The organism is Limnohabitans sp. 2KL-1, assembly GCF_003063435.1.
Taxonomy (GTDB): Bacteria; Pseudomonadota; Gammaproteobacteria; order Burkholderiales; family Burkholderiaceae_C; genus Limnohabitans_A.
Genome location: NZ_NESL01000011.1, coordinates 24658 through 45416 on the forward strand (window position 1 = coordinate 24658; position 20759 = coordinate 45416).

The 20759-nt window shown below is 60.0% G+C and carries 15 protein-coding genes; 8 read left to right on the forward strand and 7 right to left on the reverse strand.

What is annotated here, in order from left to right:
- Positions 1 to 39: 39 nt before the first annotated feature.
- On the forward strand, positions 40 to 771 hold the full coding sequence (gene mtgA, locus B9Z47_RS16010) for a monofunctional biosynthetic peptidoglycan transglycosylase (RefSeq protein ID WP_108332259.1): 732 nt from the start codon (positions 40 to 42) through the stop codon (positions 769 to 771).
- Positions 772 to 797: 26 nt separating this feature from the next.
- The gene (ruvC, locus tag B9Z47_RS16015) at positions 798 to 1346 is read left to right on the forward strand and encodes a crossover junction endodeoxyribonuclease RuvC (protein ID WP_108332260.1); all 549 of its coding nucleotides are present in this window, start codon (positions 798 to 800) and stop codon (positions 1344 to 1346) included.
- A 54-nt stretch (positions 1347 to 1400) separates the two neighbouring features.
- Here ruvC and B9Z47_RS16020 read toward each other — a convergent pair whose 3' ends face one another.
- From B9Z47_RS16020 to metG, 5 genes are all read right to left on the reverse strand, one after another.
- Positions 1401 to 2252: a ScpA family protein gene (locus tag B9Z47_RS16020; protein ID WP_108332223.1), complete on the reverse strand. Its 852-nt coding sequence runs from the start codon at positions 2250 to 2252 to the stop codon at positions 1401 to 1403.
- 53 nt (positions 2253 to 2305) lie between these two features.
- Positions 2306 to 2509 carry a DUF3460 family protein gene (locus B9Z47_RS16025; RefSeq protein WP_108332224.1) on the reverse strand — a complete coding sequence of 68 codons (204 nt, stop codon included), beginning with the start codon at positions 2507 to 2509 and terminating at the stop codon, positions 2306 to 2308.
- A gap of 76 nt (positions 2510 to 2585) precedes the next feature.
- The gene (locus B9Z47_RS16030) at positions 2586 to 4265 is read right to left on the reverse strand and encodes a SulP family inorganic anion transporter (protein ID WP_108332225.1); all 1680 of its coding nucleotides are present in this window, start codon (positions 4263 to 4265) and stop codon (positions 2586 to 2588) included.
- A gap of 39 nt (positions 4266 to 4304) precedes the next feature.
- The gene (locus tag B9Z47_RS16035; protein WP_108332226.1) at positions 4305 to 5042 is read right to left on the reverse strand and encodes a YoaK family protein; all 738 of its coding nucleotides are present in this window, start codon (positions 5040 to 5042) and stop codon (positions 4305 to 4307) included.
- Between the two features lie 27 nt (positions 5043 to 5069).
- A complete protein-coding gene (gene metG, locus B9Z47_RS16040; protein ID WP_108332227.1) occupies positions 5070 to 7163 on the reverse strand; it encodes a methionine--tRNA ligase in 2094 nt (697 codons plus the stop codon).
- 70 nt (positions 7164 to 7233) lie between these two features.
- Between metG and apbC the strand changes: the two genes are divergently transcribed.
- Positions 7234 to 8355: an iron-sulfur cluster carrier protein ApbC gene (gene apbC / locus B9Z47_RS16045; protein ID WP_255418475.1), complete on the forward strand. Its 1122-nt coding sequence runs from the start codon at positions 7234 to 7236 to the stop codon at positions 8353 to 8355.
- A 107-nt stretch (positions 8356 to 8462) separates the two neighbouring features.
- Positions 8463 to 10877 (forward strand): response regulator, encoded by a 2415-nt coding sequence (locus B9Z47_RS16050; RefSeq protein WP_158271703.1) that lies wholly within the window; start codon positions 8463 to 8465, stop codon positions 10875 to 10877.
- 169 nt (positions 10878 to 11046) lie between these two features.
- Here B9Z47_RS16050 and B9Z47_RS16055 read toward each other — a convergent pair whose 3' ends face one another.
- Entirely contained in the window at positions 11047 to 12612 is a 1566-nt protein-coding gene (locus tag B9Z47_RS16055; RefSeq protein ID WP_108332230.1) for a benzoate-CoA ligase family protein, read from the reverse strand.
- Positions 12613 to 12756: 144 nt separating this feature from the next.
- Positions 12757 to 14331 carry a 3,4-dehydroadipyl-CoA semialdehyde dehydrogenase gene (locus B9Z47_RS16060; RefSeq protein WP_108332231.1) on the reverse strand — a complete coding sequence of 525 codons (1575 nt, stop codon included), beginning with the start codon at positions 14329 to 14331 and terminating at the stop codon, positions 12757 to 12759.
- A 194-nt stretch (positions 14332 to 14525) separates the two neighbouring features.
- On the opposite strand from B9Z47_RS16060, the gene B9Z47_RS16065 reads away from it, so the two are divergent.
- The 4 genes from B9Z47_RS16065 (at position 14526) to boxA (ending at position 20591) form a co-directional block, all read left to right on the forward strand.
- Entirely contained in the window at positions 14526 to 15446 is a 921-nt protein-coding gene (locus B9Z47_RS16065; protein WP_108332232.1) for a helix-turn-helix transcriptional regulator, read from the forward strand.
- Between the two features lie 156 nt (positions 15447 to 15602).
- Complete coding sequence (boxC, locus tag B9Z47_RS16070) at positions 15603 to 17261, forward strand: 2,3-epoxybenzoyl-CoA dihydrolase (protein ID WP_108332261.1); 1659 nt, start codon at positions 15603 to 15605, stop codon at positions 17259 to 17261.
- A 117-nt stretch (positions 17262 to 17378) separates the two neighbouring features.
- On the forward strand, positions 17379 to 18806 hold the full coding sequence (gene boxB / locus B9Z47_RS16075; protein WP_108332262.1) for a benzoyl-CoA 2,3-epoxidase subunit BoxB: 1428 nt from the start codon (positions 17379 to 17381) through the stop codon (positions 18804 to 18806).
- Positions 18807 to 19277: 471 nt separating this feature from the next.
- Entirely contained in the window at positions 19278 to 20591 is a 1314-nt protein-coding gene (boxA, locus tag B9Z47_RS16080; RefSeq protein ID WP_108332233.1) for a benzoyl-CoA 2,3-epoxidase subunit BoxA, read from the forward strand.
- Positions 20592 to 20759: the final 168 nt, after the last annotated feature.

The following is a 20759-nucleotide window of genomic DNA, read 5'->3' on the forward strand; positions in this document are numbered from 1 at the left end:
GCAGGCCATACCCGTCTCAACGTTGGACAGGTGCAGCTGATGCGGGCGCTTGGCCGATGGCTTTTGCTGGTGTTGCTGGCCTTTGTGGCCCTGCAACTGTATTTTGCGCTGCGCATCGCGGGGATGAATTGGCTGATGCCCGAGTCCACCAGCTTCCAGCGCACACAGGCGTGGCAAATCGTGGTGCGCCAGGGGCAGCTGCCCTGGCGTCAGGAGCCGGTCGCCCTCAGTGCCGTGTCCACCCATTTGCACCGTGCCGTGATCGCCTCAGAAGATGGCGCATTCACCCAGCACCATGGGATCTGGTGGCAATCGCTGGAAAAGGCCTGGGAGAAAAATGCCCGAGCCAAAGCCCAGGCCGAAAAACGCATCCAGCGCCAACCCGAAAAGCCGGTGGCGGTCAAGATCGTGGGGGGCTCAACCATCACCCAGCAATTGGCCAAAAACCTCTTTTTATCGGGCGAGCGCACTTTGTGGCGCAAAGCCCAGGAGATGGTGATCACGCTGACGCTGGAAACATTTTTGAGCAAACGCCGCATCCTGGAGATTTACCTCAACAGTGTGGAGTGGGGGGAGGGCGTGTTCGGTGCCGAGGCGGCGGCGCAGCACTACTTTCGCAAAAGCGCTGCCCGTTTGAACGCTTGGGAGGCGGCGCGTTTGGCGGTCATGCTGCCGCGTCCGCGCTATTTTGAAAAACTGGCGCAATCGGCGTATTTGGCCAGCCGCGCCGACACCATCATGGCCCGCATGGGTGACGTGGTTTTGCCATGAGTTTGACCACCGCCGCGCCAGCCACCGTGCGCATTTTGGGCATTGACCCGGGCTTGCAAACCACCGGCTTTGGCGTGATCGATATCAGCGGCTCGCGCCTGCAGTACGTGGCCAGTGGCGTGATCGAGACCACCCGCGAAGAAATGGGCAACTTGCCTGCCCGTTTGAAGGTGATCTACGACGGCATCCGCGAAATCACAGAACGCTATCAGCCCGATGTGGCATCGGTCGAAATCGTGTTCGTCAACATCAACCCGCAAGCGACCTTGCTGTTGGGCCAGGCGCGCGGCTGCTGTGTCACGGCGTTGGTGTCGTGCGGCCTGCCTGTGGCCGAGTACACCGCCTTGCAGATGAAGCAATCGGTGACTGGCCATGGACGCGCCGCCAAATCGCAGATCCAGGAAATGGTCAAGCGCTTGCTGCAGTTGCCTGTGGTCCCCAGGCAAGATGCGGCCGATGCCCTGGGCATGGCCATCACCCACGCGCACGCCAGTCCTTCCATGAACAAGCTGGCCGCGCAAGGCGTGCTCAGCCGCAAAACCCACGGCATGTTCAGAAGCGGCCGCAGCCACTGAGCCTTGCTGCGCTGACCGGTGCCAAGGGTTCTTTGATCGGTGGGGTTGCGGCTGTCAGCTGGGCGTGTAGGCCAGTCGCACGTAAATCGGCGCAAAGGCCTCGGCCTGGGTGATTTCGATCAGCGTTTCCTTGGCCAGCTCCAGCAAGGCAATGAAGGTGACGACCAACACCGGGGTGCCCAGGCTGGGGTCGAACAAGTTTTCAAACTCGACAAACTTGCGCCCTTGCAGTTGCCTGAGCACGATGCTCATGTGCTCGCGCACGCTGAGTTCTTCGCGGCTGATTTTGTGATGTTGAACCAGGTTGGCCCGCTTGAGGATGTCTCGCCAAGCCGCTTGCAGCTCATCCAGATTGACATCGGGAAAGCGCGGCTGCAGGCTTTGCTCGATGTAAACCTGGGTCTGTAAAAAGTCGCGGCCGTATTGCGGAATTTCATTGAGCTGCATGGAGGCCAGCTTCATTTGCTCGTATTCGAGCAGGCGGCGCACCAGTTCGGCACGCGGGTCTTCTGCTTCTTCGCCCTCGGCCACTTTTTTGGGTGGCAGCAGCATGCGGGATTTGATTTCGATCAGCATAGCCGCCATCAGCAGGTACTCGGCCGCCAACTCCAGGTTGCGCTGGCGTATTTCATCGACATAGCTCAGGTACTGGCGCGTCACACCCGCCATCGGGATGTCGAGGATGTTGAAGTTTTGCTTGCGAATCAAGTACAGCAGCAAGTCCAAAGGACCTTCGAAGGCCTCCAGAAACACCTCCAATGCATCCGGCGGGATGTACAGGTCGGTGGGCATGGAAAACAGCGGTTCGCCATACAAACGCGCCAGCGCCACCTGGTCGACCACCACGGGCATGGTCGCTGAGGGCTGGTCCGCAGACTGTGCCAGTTCAGTGGGCTTTGTGCTCATGGTGGGGACGGATGGCAAGGCTCAGCGGGTGTGACCGCGCACGTGGGCAGAGCTCAGGCCTGCGTCTGATAAACGTAGGGCTTTTGCTGCACGCGGCCTTTGTTGAACTCCTGCTGGACTTCACGGTCCACTTGCTGCTCCCACAACAATGACCTGCCTTGGCGCTGCTCGGCTTCGAGCTGGGGGTGCTGGGCTTTCAGTTGGTCAATGAACTGCGTGGTGTCCGATGTGTAATCAGGGCGGCGAAAAATAGACATTTGGGTATCCTGACGGAGCAGAAACAAGAAATCCGGCAGGCCTGCGCAGGCGCTGCCGGAAAGAGATAGGGCCATTTTACCGGGCTGGGTCAGGACACATGCTGACAGCGCGCACCAAACCAGCATTCAGGTTGGGTTGCAAATGCCCCTCCAAGTGGGCCATCAGGCCGCTGCGTTGGGCAATGTCCAGGGGCTGGTGCGACAAGCCACAGACAATGAGGTGGATGGCGTTTTTGCGACAAGTCTCGATCAGGCTCATCAGGGCGTCCGCACCTGAGGAGTCGATGTAAATCACATTTTTCAGATCCAGCACCAGCACGGGGGTGTTGATTTTGTCCTCGATGGCTTCTACCAATTTGACAGCGCCAAAAAACAATGCGCCATACAGACGCCAGGCTTGCACCTGATGTTCGAATCCGGCCAGAATTGGCTGCTCGCTGCTGTGGACGGGTTCGCAGCGGCTGAGGCTTGAAATGCGGTAAATGAAGGTCAGACAGGCGGCCACCAGACCGACCTCCACGGCCACCGTGAGATCAAACACCACGGTGAGGAAAAACACCGCCAGCAAGGTGACGCGGTAAGGCAAGCGGTATTGCCGCAGGTGCATGAACTCCTGCCATTCGCCCATGTTCCACGCCACAAACATCAAGATGGCCGCCAGCGCCGCCAATGGAATGTGACCCGCCAGGGGGGCCGCCACCAGCACCACAGCCAGCAAGGTCAAGGCATGCACCATCCCCGAAATCGGGGTGGTGCCGCCGCTTTTGATGTTGGTGACCGTGCGGGCAATGGTGCCGGTGGCGGGCATGCCGCCAAAAAATGGGGTCACAAAATTGGCGACGCCCTGCGCCATCAGTTCCTGGTTGGGGTTGTGGCGGTCACCGATCATGCCGTCGGCAATGCGGGCACACAGCAGCGACTCAATCGCTCCCAGGAGGGCCAGCGTCAGTGTGGGCATCAGTAAAAAACGTGCGCTGTCCCAACTGAATTCGGGCCATTGAAAAGAAGGCATGGACGCCGGAATGCCACCAAATTTGTTGCCAATCGTCTCCACGGGCAAAGACAGCATCCAGGTGGCCAGGGTGGCAAATGCCAAGGCAATGATGGAGCCGGGAACCATGCTGGCCCATTGGTAACGGGTTTCTGCCAGGCGGCGGCTCAGTCGCATCCATCCGATCAAAAGTGACAAGGAGGCCAGCGCCAACAACAGGGCTGCCAGGTTGGTGGTGTGCAGGCCGTGCCCGAGGGTGTACAGCATGCCGAAAAAATCCGCAGGCATGGCCTGGGTTTTCAGACCCAGAAAGTCCTTGATTTGCGACAGCATGATCAGCACCGCGATGCCGTTGGTGAAACCGATCACCACGGCCACCGGGATGAAACGGATCAAGGTGCCCAGCCGGAACAGGCCCATCAGGAACAGCAGTACGCCGGACATGGCGGTGGCCAAAATCAGATTCGCCAGGCTATAGCGCTCGACGATGCCGTAGACGATGACGATGAAGGCCCCGGCAGGTCCGCCGATTTGCACCCGACTGCCGCCCAGCGCTGAAATCAGGAAACCCGCGATGATGGCGGTGAACAGGCCCGCTTCGGGTTTGAGGCCGGAGGCGATGGCAAAGGCCATGGCCAGCGGCAGGGCCACCACGCCAACGGTGAGTCCCGCACCGATGTCCTGGCTGAGCCGCTGCCGGTTGTAGCCCTGCAAACTGTCGAGCAATCGGGGTCTGAAAAAATGGGTCGCTTGCAGCCAGTTCATGGGTTTTGCAAAAAGGGCATTCAGGCCGGGATTTGAAAATTATGCGGCACGCTGGCGCCAGTCATCCAGCAAGGGGCGCAGGCCCAGCAGCCACAGCAGAACCGCCAAAGGCAGTGTGGTCACGTAGCCCAGGTATTTGAAGCCCAAAGCACCCGCGAGACCGCCCAGAATGAAACCGAGTACCAAGCTGACATGAATTCGCAGCCGCTCGCGGTTGGCGCGCACAGGCGTGGGCTCCTGCAAGCGGTTGATGTAAACCCATTTGCCCAGTTCAATGCCGATGTCGGTCACCAGCCCGGTGATGTGGGTGGTGCGGATTTCAGCTTTCGAAATTTTGGTGATGACCGCGTTTTGCAGGCCCATGATGAAACACAGCAACACCACCGTGACCGGCACAAACAGCTGCGACCAGGCGGCAATGGCCGCGCCAAACAGCCCAAACACCAGCAGGGCGACCGACTCCAGCAAGAGCGGCAGGCTGTAGCTGCTGCGCAGCCTTTGGCGCAGGCCCCAATTGACCATGATGGCGGTGCACATGGCCCCTGCCACAAAAGCCATCAGGCAGACCACGCCCGCGAGCGCCAAGCTAACGCGACCCAACACCAGGTCATCGGTCACTGAAGACACGATGCCGGTCATGTGCGAGGTGTAGCTGCCCACGGCCAAGAAACCGCCTGCGTTGGTGGCCCCGGCCACGAAGCTGAGCACCAGCCCCAGCCGCAGATTGGCCTTGGGGCTGCGCTGCACATCGGTCCATCCGCGGATCAGGGGGAACATGGACAGCGTTTTTGCGGGCGGTGTCGGTCAGTGAATCCGCATGCCGGGTTGGGCGCCGGGCCAAGGCTTCAGCACGTAAATGCCGGCATCGGTTTTGTCGTCGGCGTGGCTGGCGGCCAGCACCATGCCCTCGCTCACGCCAAACTTCATCTTGCGCGGGGCCAAATTGGCCACCATCACAGTGAGTTTGCCAATCAAATCCTCGGGCTTGTACATGCTAGCGATGCCTGAAAAGACATTGCGCATGCGGCCTTCGCCGACATCGAGCGTCAGGCGCAGCAACTTGACCGAGCCTTCCACGGGTTCGCAGTTCACGATCTGGGCGATGCGCAGGTCCACCTTGGCAAAGTCGTCGATGCCGATCGTCGGTGCGATTTCTTCACCGCCGGGAATGACTTTCTCTTCGACCACGGCGGGCGGCTCGAACAGGGCGTCGAGTTGCTCAGGGGTGACGCGCTGCATCAGGTGCTGGTAGGCGTTGATGCGGTGGCCTGCACCCAGCAGCTGTTGTGCTTGGGCAAATGTGAAGGGCGCCACGTTCAAGAAGGCCTCGACCTGCGAGGCCAGTGCGGGCAGCACGGGCTTGAGTTGCAGCGTGAGCAGGCGGAAGGCTTCGATGCAGGCGGTGCAGGCGTCGTGCAGGCTTGCCTCCTGGCCTTCTTGTTTGGCCAGTTCCCAGGGTTTGTTCTGGTCCACGTAGGCGTTGACCTTGTCGGCCAACAGCATGACTTCGCGCAGGGCCTTGGCGTATTCGCGCTCCTCGTAAAAGGCGGCGATGCCGGGCGTGGCGCTTTGCAGCGCGGCCAGCAGGGCCTGGCCGTCGGCGCTGACTGTGCCGAGCTTGCCATCAAAGCGCTTGGCGATGAAACCGGCCGAGCGCGAAGCGATGTTGACGAACTTGCCGATCAAATCGCTGTTGACACGGGCCATGAAGTCTTCGGCGTTGAAGTCGATGTCTTCGTTGCGGGCCGAGAGTTTGGCCGCCAGGTAGTAGCGCAGCCATTCGGGGTTCATACCCAAGCTCAAATATTTGAGCGGGTCCAGGCCCGTGCCGCGGCTCTTGCTCATCTTCTCGCCGTTGTTCACCGTCAGGAAGCCGTGCACGTTGACTTTGTCGGGCGTCTTACGGCCTGAAAAGTGCAGCATCGCGGGCCAGAACAGCGTGTGGAAGGTCACGATGTCCTTGCCGATGAAGTGGATCTGCTCCAGATTCGGGTTGGCCATGTAGGCGTTGTAGTCCTCACCGCGCTTGTCCAGCAGGTTCTTGAGAGACGCCAGGTAGCCCACAGGCGCGTCCAGCCAGACATAAAAGTACTTGCCTGGCGCGTCGGGGATTTCGATGCCGAAGTAGGGCGCGTCGCGCGAGATGTCCCAGTCGCCCAGGCCCTCGCTGGTCGTGCCGTCGGGGTTGGTGCGCACACTGAACCACTCTTTGACCTTGTTGGCCACCTCGGGCTGCAGCTTGCCGTCTTGTGTCCAATGGCTCAAAAACTCGACGCAGCGTGGGTCAGACAGCTTGAAGAAAAAGTGCTCCGAAGTTTTGAGCTCGGGCTTGGCCCCCGACAGGGCCGAAAACGGGTTGATCAGGTCGGTGGGTGCGTACACCGCGCCGCAGCTCTCGCAGTTGTCACCGTACTGGTCTTTGGCGTGGCACTTGGGGCACTCGCCTTTGATGAAGCGGTCCGGCAGGAACATGTTCTTTTGCGGGTCAAAGAACTGTTCCACCGAGCGCACCTCGATGAGCGAGCCGCCATCGGCCGCCGAAATGTCGCGCAGGTCGCGGTAAATCTGGCGGGCCAGTTCGTGGTTTTCGGGCGCGTCGGTGCTGTGCCAGTTGTCAAACGCGATGTGAAACCCGTCCAGATAAGGCTTGCGGCCCGCAGCGATGTCGGCCACGAACTGCTGGGGCGTTTTGCCCGCCTTTTCAGCAGCGATCATGATCGGCGCGCCATGCGTGTCGTCGGCGCCCACAAAGTTGACCTGGCTGCCCTGCATGCGCTGGAACCGCACCCAGATGTCGGCCTGGATGTACTCCATGATGTGGCCGATGTGGAAGTTGCCGTTGGCATACGGCAGGGCGGTGGTGACAAAAAGCTGGCGCGGGGCGTTGGGGGCAGACATGGTGGGGTAACTTGTAGGGGAATCGGTGATTTTAGGGTGTACCGGGCCGCATGTCGGTAAACTGCCCCCCATTCTTGGACAGCTCAGAAAGCATCAGACCCCCATGGCGACCCCCGAACAACTCCTGCAAGCCCTGCAAACCGTCATCGACCCCAACACGGGCAAAGACTTCGTTTCGACCAAGACCCTGAAAAACCTGCAAGTCGAAGGCTCAGATGTGTCCTTTGACGTGGAACTGGGCTACCCCGCCAAGAGCCAGATTCCGGGCATTCGCCAAGCGCTGATCACGGCCGCCAAAGGCGTGGCGGGCGTGGCCAATGTGTCGGCCAACGTGACCAGCAAGATCACCGCCCATGCCGCCCAGCGCGGTGTGGCCCTGCTGCCGCAGGTTAAAAACATCGTGGCCGTGGCCTCTGGCAAGGGCGGTGTGGGCAAAAGCACCACTGCCGTCAACCTGGCGCTGGCCTTGGCCGCCGAAGGTGCCAAAGTGGGTCTGCTGGACGCCGACATTTACGGCCCCAGCCAGCCCATGATGATGGGCATCGAAGGCCGCCCCGAGAGCGAAGATGGCCAAACCATGGAGCCCATGGAGAACTACGGCGTGCAGGTCATGTCGATTGGTTTTTTGGTCAATGCGGACGAGGCCATGATCTGGCGCGGCCCCATGGCCACCCAGGCGCTGGAGCAGCTGCTGCGCCAGACCAACTGGAAAGAACTCGACTATTTGATCGTGGACATGCCGCCCGGCACAGGCGATATCCAGCTGACGCTCAGCCAGCGCGTGCCCATGACGGGCGCAGTGATCGTGACCACCCCGCAGGACATCGCTCTCTTGGACGCCAAAAAAGGCGTGAAGATGTTCGAAAAAGTCGGCGTGCCGATTTTGGGCCTGGTGGAAAACATGGCCGTGCACGTGTGCACGAACTGCGGTCACGTCGAGCACATTTTTGGTGCCGATGGTGGCAAGAAAATGGCCACCGAATACGGCATGGACTATCTGGGTGCCTTGCCACTGGACATGCAGATTCGCCTTCAGGCCGACAACGGCAAACCTACGGTGGTGTCCGACCCTGATGGCGAAGTGGCCCAGATCTACAAGGCGGTGGCGCGTCAGGTGGCGGTCAAGATCGCGGCCAAGGCCAAGGACTTTTCGTCCAAGTTCCCGACCATCAAGGTCAGCAAGGACACCTGAATCGATCCGATGCCATCCATTTGGCTTTGTTCTACGTCAAACATGTTCGTAGACAGAAAAAATTGAAACATTAATTGTTATTATTCACTTTGTACCAAAGGTTCAAAGTGAAGTACTTACATCAGTTCCAGTCGCGTCTTCGCCACGTTTTCTTGCGCTGGCCACTGTTGTGGTTGGGATTGGTTCTGGTCGGTATCTGTGTGTGGGTGGTGATCTACACCTACCAGTCCAGTGAACGCATGGTGTACAAATACGCCACCGAAAGCGCCCAAGCGCATGCGGCCAGTCTGACGCAGTTTCGCAACTTTTATACCGAAGAGCTGGTGCCCCGAGCCATTCTCTCGGGCGTGGCCGTCACGCACGATTACAAAAATCGCAAAAACGCCTTGCCTTTGCCAGCGACCTTGATGATCGATCTGGGACATTACCTGTCCAAGGTCGATGGGGGAACCCAAGTCAGGCTGTACAGCGATTTGCCGTTTCCCTGGCGCGAGCAAGAGCGACATCTCGACGATTTTCAGAAACAGGCGCTCGCCCATTTGAAGGACAAGCCTGACGTTCCTTATGTGCGCGAAGATGTCATGGGCGGTGTGCGGGTGCTGCGTTATGCCCAGGCTGACCGCATGTTGCTGCGTTGCGTCGCTTGCCACAACAGCTACCCCGGTTCGCCGCGCACAGATTGGAAAACAGGCGATGTGCGGGGTGCGCTGGAGGTGGTTTTGCCTGTGTCCGAGTGGCAACTGGCCAGTGTCGGTGTGCTCAATCGCACTTTTGTGGTGTTGTTGGTCATCTTGTTTTTGGGCTTGTTGCTCGTCTGGGTCTTGGTTCGCCGTTTCCGTCAAGCCTTGATCACATCCCGAAAATTGTCCGCCGAGCGACAAGAAGGGATACGCCAACTCAGTGAAGAAATCAACGAGCGCAAGCAAATCGAGCACCAGATGCGCCTGAGTGAGAGCAAGCTCAACAGCATTTTTGCCTCCGTGCCAGAGGCCATTGTGGTCACCAATGCGAAAGGCAAATTGGTTCAATGCAATGTGGCGACGACGCAGATCTTTGGTTATGCCCTGAGCGAACTGTTGGGTCAGCAAATCGATGTGTTGATGAAGCCGCTGGAGCCAAGTGCGAAGGGGGAATACCTGGACATATTCCGTCGCAAGGGCCATCCCAAGACCCCCCATGGCCCACATGTCTTGAGTGGCCGCCGAAAGGGTGGGGAGGTGTTTTCGCTGCGCATGACGATCAGTGAAATGCGGGTCGACGACGAAGCTTATTTTGTGGCGGTCATGCAGGATTTCACGGCCGTTGAAACAGCCCAGAAAATGCTGATTCAGGCCAAGGAAAAAGCCGAGAAGGACAACCTGACACGAGGTGAGTTCCTGGCCAACATGAGCCACGAAATCCGCACACCGATGAACGGGATTGTGGGCATGACCGAATTGGCCATGGAAACCCAGGACACAGTCGTTCAGAAAGAGTACCTGACGTTGGCCCGGGACTCGGCCAACCATCTGTTGCACATCATCAATCAGATTCTGGATTTCTCGAAAATTGAAGCCCGGGCTGTGGAGCTGGAGTTGCTGCAAGTCAGCCCTGGCCAATTGATTCGCGACACGGCACGTTCTTTGGAGCAGTTGGCCCGAGGTAAAGACATCGATCTGGAGGTGGACGTTTCATCGGCCGTACCCGACCTGGTCTGGTTGGACCCTGTGCGCATGCGCCAGGTTTTGACCAATTTGATCGGCAACGCCATCAAATTCACCCAAGTGGGGACCGTGACCGTGTCTGCCCAAAGCGTCTCCGGGCAGACCGATGGGCAAAATGTGCTGCGCATCAGCATCACCGACACAGGTGTGGGGTTTGATCCCAGTCGGACCCTGTCCTTGTTCAATCCGTTCACGCAAGCCGATGGTTCGGTCACGCGCTCTTTTGGTGGCACCGGACTGGGATTGGCCATCACCCGGCGACTGGTGCATTTGATGGGCGGCGAAATTACTGCCAACGGTCAACCGGATTTGGGTGCGTGCTTCACGGTAACGCTGCCCGTCAACAAGGTGGTGCCAGACCCTCATGCCGCCCAGGACGAGTCCCATGCGGCGTCCGATCGGGTAACGGCCCCCATTTACCAAAAACCGGTTTCTGTTTTGTTGGTGGAAGACCATGACATCAACCGCAAATTGGCCGAAATCATGTTGCACCGGATGGGTTATCGCTACGTCTCGGCCAACGATGGTTTGCAGGCGCTGGACATGCTGGAGAGAGACCGTTTTGACGTGGTGTTGATGGACGTGATGATGCCGGTGATGGATGGCATCACGGCACTGAAGTTGTTGCGCGAAAGAGAGTCCGGTACGGGGCGCAGAACCCAGGTTCTCATGGTCACTGCACATGCCATGACCGGTGACCGGGAACGTTTCCTCGGCGCTGGTGCGGACGGTTATGTGTCCAAGCCCATGTCGCAAATCGTTTTGCAGCAGGAAATTGAACGCGTGTTGTGCCTGACACCGGAAAATGCGGCGGATTGAGTCTCCGCTTGCCAACAATCAAGGGTCCATGGCTGCGCGCCATGGACCCTTTTGCATAAGTCCTCCCGCTTTGGGCACAAACCGGGTTGACCTCCACCCCGGCCTCACGGTGTCGAGGTGTTGTGACCTTGGCTGACGCCAGGCCGAGCCCGTATCCGCCACGGCGGCGTTAATTTTTGACGTTTTCCAGCTCGCGCAAACGAAAGCGCTGAATCTTGCCCGTGGCGGTCTTGGGCAGCTCGGCCACAAACTCGATGAAGCGCGGGTATTTGTAGGGGGCCAGGCGCTCCTTCACAAAGGCTTTGACTTCGTCTTGCGTCAGGCTCTGACCGGCTTTGAGCACGATGAAGGCCTTGGTCTTGGTCAGGCCGTCGGTGTCTTCCTTGCCGATCACGGCCGCTTCCAGAATGGCCGGGTGCTGCACCAGTGTGGCCTCGACCTCGAAAGGCGAGACGTAGATGCCGCTGACTTTGAGCATGTCGTCGTTGCGCCCGGCGTAGGTGTAGTAGCCATCGGGGTCGCGGGTGTACTTGTCGCCGCTCTTGGTCCACACGCCCTGGAAGGTGTCGCGGGTCTTTTCGCGGTTGTTCCAATACATCAAGGCGCTGCTGGGCCCCTGGATGTAGAGGTCGCCGATTTCGTTGTGGCCGGTGACCACGCTGCCGTCTTCGTTGCGCAGCTGCACTTCGTAGCCGGGCACGGCCTTGCCGGTCGTGCCGTAACGCACATCGCCCGGGCGGTTGGACAAGAAGACGTGCAGCATCTCGGTGGAGCCGATGCCGTCGATGATTTCGCAGCCATAGTGGGCGCTCCAGCGCTCGGCGATGTCACGCGGCAGCGCTTCACCTGCCGACGAGCACAGACGCAGCGCCACCTGGCTTTTGGCGGGCAGATCCGGGCTGGCCAGCATGCCGCCGTAGCCGGTGGGTGCGCCGTAAAACACGGTGGGCTGGTGGTCGACCAGGCGCTTGAAAGTGGCTTGCGGTGTGGGGCGCTCGGCCATCAGCACCACGCTGGCGCCCACGCTCAATGGGAAGGTGAGGGCATTGCCCAGGCCGTAGGCGAAAAAAAGCTTGGCGGCCGAGAACACGGTGTCGCTTTCTTTCAGCTCCAGCACGCCCTTGCCATACAGCTCGGCCGTCCAGTACAGGTTGCCCTGGCTGTGCACCGTGCCTTTGGGTTTGCCGGTGGAGCCCGACGAATACAGCCAAAAGGCCGGCTCATCGGCCAGCGTTTGCGCGGGCAACACGGGGTTGTTTTGCGCCACGAAGTCGGCCATGTTGAACTGGCCTTGTGCCAGTGCGCCTGTGGGGCGCGAGACCACCACATGCTGGACTTCGGTTTTGACCAGGTCCATCGCCGCTTGCAGTGTGGGCAGCAAGGCCCCGGACACCAGTGCGGCTTGCGCCCGGCTGTTGCTCAGCATGAAGGCGTAGTCTTCGGCCGTGAGCAAGGTGTTCACGGCCACAGGCACCACGCCCGCATAGAGCGAGCCCAAAAAGGCCACGACCCAGTCGCTGCTGTCTTGCATGAGTAAGAGCACGCGCTCTTCGCGCTTGATCCCCATGGCCTTGAGGCCTCCGGCAAAGCGGCGGATTTGCTCCGTCAGATCGCCATAGCTCAGGCTGCCCACATCGTCGATCAGGGCGGTTTTGCCGGAGCGGCTCGCGTTGGTGGCGATCAGGTGCTGAGCGAAGTTGAAGTCGGTGGATGGTGCATTCACGGTGTGGGTCATGTTTGTCTCCTCGGGAGTCTTTGTTGTAGCGCTTTGTTTTGATTGTGCAATCGGGCTTTGCAAGAGGCCGCCCCTGCGGCCGAATGTCGGTTCATCCAGCATTCGGTTGCGGGGGCAGCCTCCCACAAAATGACAGGGCCAGATTTACAGGGCAAGCTGGCTGCCTTGTGCGGCCAGCACGTCCAGGGCCAGCGAACTGCCTTGCACGGCTGTGCGGCGGTGGTAGAAGTTGAGTGCCCTGAGGCCACCCAACTCTTCGCCACCACCAGCGCGGCCAGGGCCGCCGTGCAGGCTCATGGGCATCACGTTGCCGTGGCCGCTGTGCAGGGCCGCCACATCGGGCGAGATGGCATGTACCCGGCCGTGGCTGCTGGCCAGCTCGACCGAGGCTTGTGCGGTGAAGGCGGGGTCTTCGCTGTAGACCGAGCACACCAGCGAGCCTTCGCCGCGGCGGATCATGGCGTAGGCCTCATCAATGCTGTCGTAAGGCATCAGGGTGGAGACCGGGCCGAACACCTCGACCGCGTGCAGCACTTTGGCGCTCATGGGCGACTCCGTGCCCAGCAGCACCGGGGCCACGCAGGCGCTCGATGCATCGGCATCGACCAAACCAGCCGCGCTGCCGTCGAACAAAACCGTGGCTTCGGTCTTCAATTGCGCCAGACCCGCCAGCACGCTGGTTTTTTGTTCTTGGCTGACCAGCGCGCCCATGCGCACCGTCTCGTTGCGCGGGTTGCCCACGGTGGTTTTGGCCAAGCGCGCGCCAATGGCTTCGGCGGCGGCTTTGTACAAGGCACGCGGCACAAAAACGCGGCGGATCGCGGTGCACTTTTGGCCCGATTTGACGGTCATCTCACGGGCGACTTCGGCCACCAGCAGCTTGAAGGCTTCGCTGTCGGCGGTGGCGGCGGGCGAGAGCAGGGCGGAGTTGAGGCTGTCGGCCTCGATGTTGCAGCGCACCGACAGCTCGGTCACTGCGCGGTGGCTGCGGATGATCTTGCCAGTCTCGGCCGAGCCGGTGAAGCTGACCACGTCAAAAGCTTGCAGCTGGTCCATCAGGCCTGCGGACGAGCCGCAGATCACTGAGAGGGCACCCACGGGCAAGATGCCTGCATCGACCACGTCTTTCACCATGCGCTGGGTCAACCAGGCGGTGGCTGTGGCGGGTTTGATGATGACGGGCACGCCCGAGAGCAGGGCTGGGGCGGCTTTTTCCCACAGGCCCCAGCTGGGGAAGTTGAAGGCGTTGATGAACAGCGCCACGCCGCGTGTGGGCACCTGGATGTGCTGGGTCTGGAAGGCCGGGTCTTTGGCCATGCGGATGCGCTGGCCGTCGAGCAGCAGCTTGGCGTCGCCCAGCGCCGCGCCTTGCTTGGCGTAGTAGCCCAGGGTGAAGATCGCGCCGTCGATGTCCACACCCGAGTCTTTGGCCACGGTGCCGCTGTTGGCGGTGGCGATCTCGTAATACGCGTCGCGGTTGGCTTGCAGCACTTCCGTGATTTGGGTGAGCAGGGCAGCGCGTTGGCCGTAGCTCAGGGCACGCAGGGCCGCGCCGCCTTGCTCGCGGGCAAAGGCAAAGCCTTCGGCCAGGTCGATGCCTGCGCTGGACGCGCGGGCCAGCTCGGTGCCCAGCACCGGGTCAAACATCGGGGTGCCTGCACCGGTGCCGGTTTGCCAGCGGCCTGCGATGAAGTTGGGGAGCAAAGAAGAGGCGGTCATGTCAGGTGCTTTCGCAAAAAAGTGGCAGGGGAATGCAGCTGTCTGCCATAAAAAACTGTTCCGAAGGTTCAGTTGGCGGTATAAACACAGAGTTGATGCACTATTGTGCGCGTCTCGAAGTATGCAGTAAAGTGCATGTTTTGGGTAGGAATAAGTCACAGGGTTTTCCCTGATTAAAACAACAAAGGCAGAGCATGACGTCTGAAGAGTCGACGCTGACGGAGACCGCCGACCCCGGGTCGGACAGCAAAAGAAGCCCGTTTCTGGAGGCTTTGGGTGAGCGGGTACGCACGCTGCGCTCACGCAAGGGCATGACGCGCCGCGCCGTGGCTCTGGCCGCCGATGTGTCGGAGCGCCATCTGGCCAATCTGGAGTACGGCACGGGCAATGTCTCGGTGCTGGTGCTGCTGCAGGTGGCCAATGCCCTGCAATGTTCACTGGCCGAGTTGCTGGGCGATGTGACGACCACCTCGCCTGAATGGTTGTTGATCCGCGAATTGCTTGGCAAACGCCACGAAGCCGATTTGCGCCGTGCCCGCTTGCAGCTGAGCGACATGTTTGGTGAAGGTGGCAACGCGCAGGAGCGCAAGAACCGCATTGCCCTGATCGGCCTGCGTGGGGCGGGCAAGACCAGTCTGGGTCAGCGCCTGGCCGACGATCTGGGTTACCCCTTCATCGAGCTGAGCCGCGAAATCGAGCAGTTTGCCGGGTGTCAGATCAGCGAAATCCACAACCTGTACGGTGCCAATGCTTACCGCCGCTACGAGCGCCGTGCACTGGAGGAAGCCATTCAGATTTACCCCGAAGTCGTGATCGCCACGCCCGGGGGGCTGGTGTCGGATTCGGCCAACTTCAATTTGCTTCTGTCGCACTGCACCACCGTCTGGTTGCAGGCCGATGCGGCAGACCACATGGGCAGGGTGGCGGCGCAAGGCGACATGCGGCCGATGGCCGGCAGCCGCGAGGCGATGGAAGACCTCAAGCGGATTCTGGAAGGGCGCTCGGCTTTTTATTCCAAGGCCGATTTGTCGGTCAATACCAGTGATCGCAGCGAAGACCAGGCCTTTGAGGCTCTGCGGTCGTCGGTTCGCCGGCATTTGTTGCTGCCGGTATGAGGCTGGTCTAGAAAATTGATTCATAGGGTAAGTACCTATAAAATGAATTAAAGTGCAGATTGCGTCGACCTAAAACCTGCACTAAACTTCAGCTCAACATGCAGTGAAATGCATTTTTAGACCCACCTCATCACTTTCACCGACGGAGACATGACCATGACGCAAGCTTTCCAGGTTGACTACCAGACCAACCCCGCTCAATACAAACACATCAACCTGGCCTTTGATGGCGAGATCGCAACCTTGTCGATCAACATCAACGAAGACGCTGGCATCCGCCCTGGCTACAAGCTCAAGCTCAACAGCTACGACCTGGGTGTGGACATTGAGTTGCACGATGCATTGCAGCGCATCCGTTTCGAGCACCCTGAAGTGCGCTCGGTGGTGGTGACCAGCTTGAAGGACCGCGTGTTCTGCTCCGGTGCCAACATCTTCATGCTGGGCGTGTCCACCCACGGCTGGAAAGTGAACTTTTGCAAGTTCACCAACGAAACCCGCAACGGCATCGAAGACTCCAGCAAGCACGATGGCCTGAAATTCGTCGCCGCACTGAATGGCGCTTGCGCTGGCGGTGGCTACGAACTGGCGCTGGCCTGCGACGACATCGTGCTGGTGGACGACCGCTCTTCTGCCGTGTCTTTGCCTGAAGTGCCTCTGCTGGGTGTTTTGCCCGGTACCGGCGGCCTGACCCGCGTGACCGACAAGCGCCATGTGCGCCACGACCTGGCCGACATCTTCTGCACCAGCGTGGAAGGCGTGCGCGGCCAAAAAGCCGTGGACTGGCGTCTGGTCGATGCGATCGCCAAGCCCGCCGTGTTCAAGGACGTGGTCAAAGAGCGTGCCACCCAATTGGCCGCTGGCAGCATCCGCACCGCAGGCGTCAAGGGCGTCGAACTGACCCCTTTGAACCGCACCATCGCGGCCGATGCACTGACTTACACCAACGTCACGGTGGAGATCGACCGCGCCAAGCGCATCGCCACCTTCACCGTCAAGGCACCTGCCTCGGCCCAGCCCACCGACATCGCTGGCATCGAAGCCGCAGGCGTGAACTGGTGGCCGCTGCAGATGGTGCGCGAACTGGACGACGCCATCCTGCACATGCGCACCAACGAACTCGACATCGGCACTTGGGTGCTCAAGACAGCCGGTGACGCCGCTGCCGTGCTGGCTTCTGACGCGACCCTGCTGGCCCACAAAGACCACTGGTTGGTGCGCGAAACCATCGGCCACCTGCGCCGCACCCTGGCCCGCATGGATGTGTCTTCGCGCAGCCTGTTCGCCTTGGTCGAAGAAGGGACATGTTTTGTCGGCACACTCGCCGAGCTGGCTTTCTGCGCCGACCGCGCTTACATGCTGGCTTTGCCCGACGATGCCGCCAAGGCGCCCAAGATCCAGTTGAACGAAATGAACTTCGGTTTCTTCCCCATGGTCAACGACCAGACCCGTCTGCAGCGCCGCTTTTACGAAGAAGTGCCCGCTATGGAAGCTGCACGCGGCGCCATTGGCAAGGCGCTGGATGCTGACGCTGCACTGGCCTTGGGCTTGGTGACGGCAGCACCCGACGACATCGACTGGACCGACGAAATTCGCCTGGCACTGGAAGAGCGCTCTTCCATGTCGCCAGACGCGCTGACCGGTCTGGAAGCCAACCTGCGTTTTGCCCAGAAAGAAAACATGGCCACCCGCATCTTTGGCCGTTTGACCGCCTGGCAAAACTGGATCTTCCAGCGCCCCAACGCCGTTGGCGAAAAAGGTGCGCTGAAGGTCTACGGCAAAGGCGAAAAAGTCCAGTTCGACATGAACCGTGTCTGATTCGTTGAGCGTTTGGCGTTGAGGGTTCAGTGTGAAGCTGGAGTCCGACGCTCAACGCTCAACCTCAAACGCTCAACCCCCTACACCCAACTCGATTAACCACCCCAGGAGATCATGATGTCCGGTATCAACTACAGCGAAAAAATCCCCAACAACGTCAACCTGAGCGAAGACCGCACCTTGCAGCGTGCGCTCGAGCAGTGGCAGCCCAACTTCATCAACTGGTGGGACGACATGGGCCCCGAAGGCTCGACCGACATGGACGTGTACCTGCGCACCGCCGTGAGCGTGGACCCACAAGGCTGGGCCCAGTTCGGCCACGTCAAGATGCGCGACTACCGCTGGGGCGTTTTCATGAACCCCGGTGAGCAAGACCGCAAGATTCACTTTGGTGACCACATCGGTGAAAAAGCCTGGCAAGACGTGCCTGGCGAGCACCGCGCCAACCTGCGCCGCATCATCGTGACGCAAGGCGACACCGAGCCAGCGTCTGTCGAGCAGCAGCGCCACCTGGGCCTGACTGCGCCCAGCATGTACGACCTGCGCAACCTGTTCCAGATCAACGTCGAAGAAGGCCGCCACCTGTGGGCCATGGTGTACCTGTTGCACAAATACTTCGGCAAGGACGGTCGTGAAGAAGCCGACGCCCTGCTGCAGCGCAACAGCGGCAACGCCGACAACCCACGCATCTTGCAAGCCTTCAACGAGAAGACGCCTGATTGGTTGAGCTTCTTCATGTTCACTTACTTCACCGACCGTGACGGCAAGTTCCAGCTGTGCGCCTTGGCCGAATCCGCATTCGACCCGTTGGCTCGCACCACCAAGTTCATGTTGACCGAAGAAGCGCACCACATGTTTGTGGGCGAGTCCGGCGTGAGCCGCACCATCCAGCGCACCGTCGATGTGATGAACGAACTCAAAACCGACGACGTGGGCAAGCTGCGTGCTGCCGGCGTGATCGATCTGCCGACCATCCAGCGTTACATCAACTTCCACTTCTCGGTGACCATCGACCTGTTCGGTGCCGACGAGTCGTCGAATGCCGCCACCTTCTACAGCTCTGGCTTGAAGGGCCGTTACGAAGAAGGCAAGCGTGGCGATGACCACATCTTGAAGGGCAACAGCTACAAGATCCTGTCGGTCGAAGACGGCAAGTTGATCGAAAAAGAAGTGCCTATGCTGAACGCTTTGAACGAAGTGCTGCGCGACGACTACATCACCGATTCCAAAGGCGGCATTGAGCGTTGGAACCGCGTGATCTCCAAAGCGGGTATTCCATTCACTTTGAAGGCTCCGCACAAAGCTTTCCACCGCAACATCGGTTCTTTGTCTGGTTCCAAGATCACGCCCGATGGCCAAGTGGTGACCGACGAGCAGTGGATGGCGCAAGTGGGCGAGTGGTTGCCCACCAACGAAGACCGCGCTTATGTGGCCAGCCTCATGGGCCGCGTCGTCGAGCCAGGCAAGTTCGCCAACTGGATCGCGCCACCCGTCATGGGCATCAACCGTCAGCCAGTGGACTTTGATTACGTTCGCTTCAACTGATTGAGTCTCTGATTTGACTGCTGCCTCCTTCGTGGGGCGGCAGTCGTCAAAGGCAGGGGCGGGTTCCTCATACTGGGGTACCAGAAATCGTCACCCGCCCCTGCCTTTGACGACTGCATGGTGTTTGCTTGGCGTCTGAGTTGTCTTTGAGTTGCTTGGGGTGCTGGGTTGTTGAATGTTCTGCCTTGAATTGAGGCGGCCATTGAAAGGGCAAGGGGCGGGTTCCTCATACCGGGGTACCGAAAATCGTCACCCGCCCCTTGCCCTTTCAATGGCATGTGATGCCTTAGGCATTTGGAACACCGGTAGACTGCTTCCGTTCAAACGGGCACGGAGCAATGGGATGGCTTGGGGCCGGGCACCGATTTCTGGTACCCCAGTATGAGGTGCCCGGCCCCAAGCCATACTGTTGCGGACCACGCAGCCCACAAAGACAAACCGCTGACAAACAAAACACAAGAGAGCCCAAACATGAGCACAGAAGCGACCTTGATCAAACAACACCTGATCGACCCGGAAATCTGCATCCGCTGCAACACCTGCGAAGCGATTTGCCCGGTGGGCGCGATCACCCACGACTCGCTTAATTACGTGGTCAAGGCCGACATCTGCAACCTCTGCATGGACTGCATCTCGCCATGCCCGACAGGCTCGATTGACAACTGGCGCATGATGCCCAAGGCCAAGGCCTACAGCATCGAAGAACAACTCAAATGGGACGAACTGCCCGCCGAACTCAGCGCCGAAGAAATTGCTGCGGCTGGTGGCTCGGCCGACGCCGCACAAGAAGAAGCCCAAGCGCTTGTGCAAGCAGCTGCAGCCTCTTCGTCATCGGCTGCCAGCACCGCCGCTGCTTCCGGCTTCAACTCGGCCCAGTTCGGTGCGACCATCCCGCCTTGGTCTGCGGCGCACGCCTACACCAACCTCTATGGCCCCAAGGCGGCCGAGAAAACCATCACCGCCACCGTGACCGGCAACCTGCGCGTGACCGAAGTCGGTAAACAAGACGGCCAGCAAGAGTACGACACCCACCACATCGTGCTCGACTTCGGCAACCTGCCTTTCCCCGTGCTCGAAGGCCAATCGATTGGCATCTTGCCGCCCGGCGAAGACGCCAAAGGCAAGCCCCACCATGCGCGCCAATACTCGATTGCCAGCCCCCGCAACGGCGAGCGCCCCGGCCACAACAACCTGTCGTTGACCATCAAGCGCGTGCTCGAAGACCACGACGGCCAACCCGTGCGCGGCGTCGGCTCCAACTACATGTGTGATTTGAATGTCGGTGACAAGGTGCAGGTGATCGGCCCGTTTGGCGCGAGCTTCCTCATGCCCAACCACCCCAAGAGCAACATCGTCATGATCTGCACCGGCACCGGCTCAGCGCCCATGCGGGCCATGACCGAATGGCGTCGCCGCCTGCGCGCCAGCGGCAAGTTCGAGGGTGGCAAGTTGATGCTGTTCTTTGGTGCCCGCACCCCGGCCGAACTGCCTTACTTCGGGCCTCTCAACAACCTGCCCAAAGACTTCATCGACATCGAATTCGCTTTCTCGCGTGAAGCGGGCAAAAGCAAGCGCTATGTCCAAGACGCCCTGCGCGACCGCGCGGCCGATGTGGCCACGCTGCTCAAAGACGGCAACACCTGTTTCTATGTGTGTGGCCTCAAGAGCATGGAAGAGGGTGTGGTCATGGCCTTGCGCGACATCGCACAGAACGCCGGACTCGATTGGGACAGCATCGGTGCGGCGCTCAAAAAAGAAGGCCGTTTGCACCTTGAGACTTATTGACAAAGTGCGGTGTTGGATCACCGTGCCTGTCTTTGTAGGAGCCAGCCCCGCTGGCGATCAATGGGCCAGAGGTCTGCGGCCCGCTTATCGCTTGCAGGGCAAGCTCCTACAAAACCCCTGTTTTCTGTGGGTGACAGGATCAGGTATCTTGTAGGTCGGTGGCTTTAG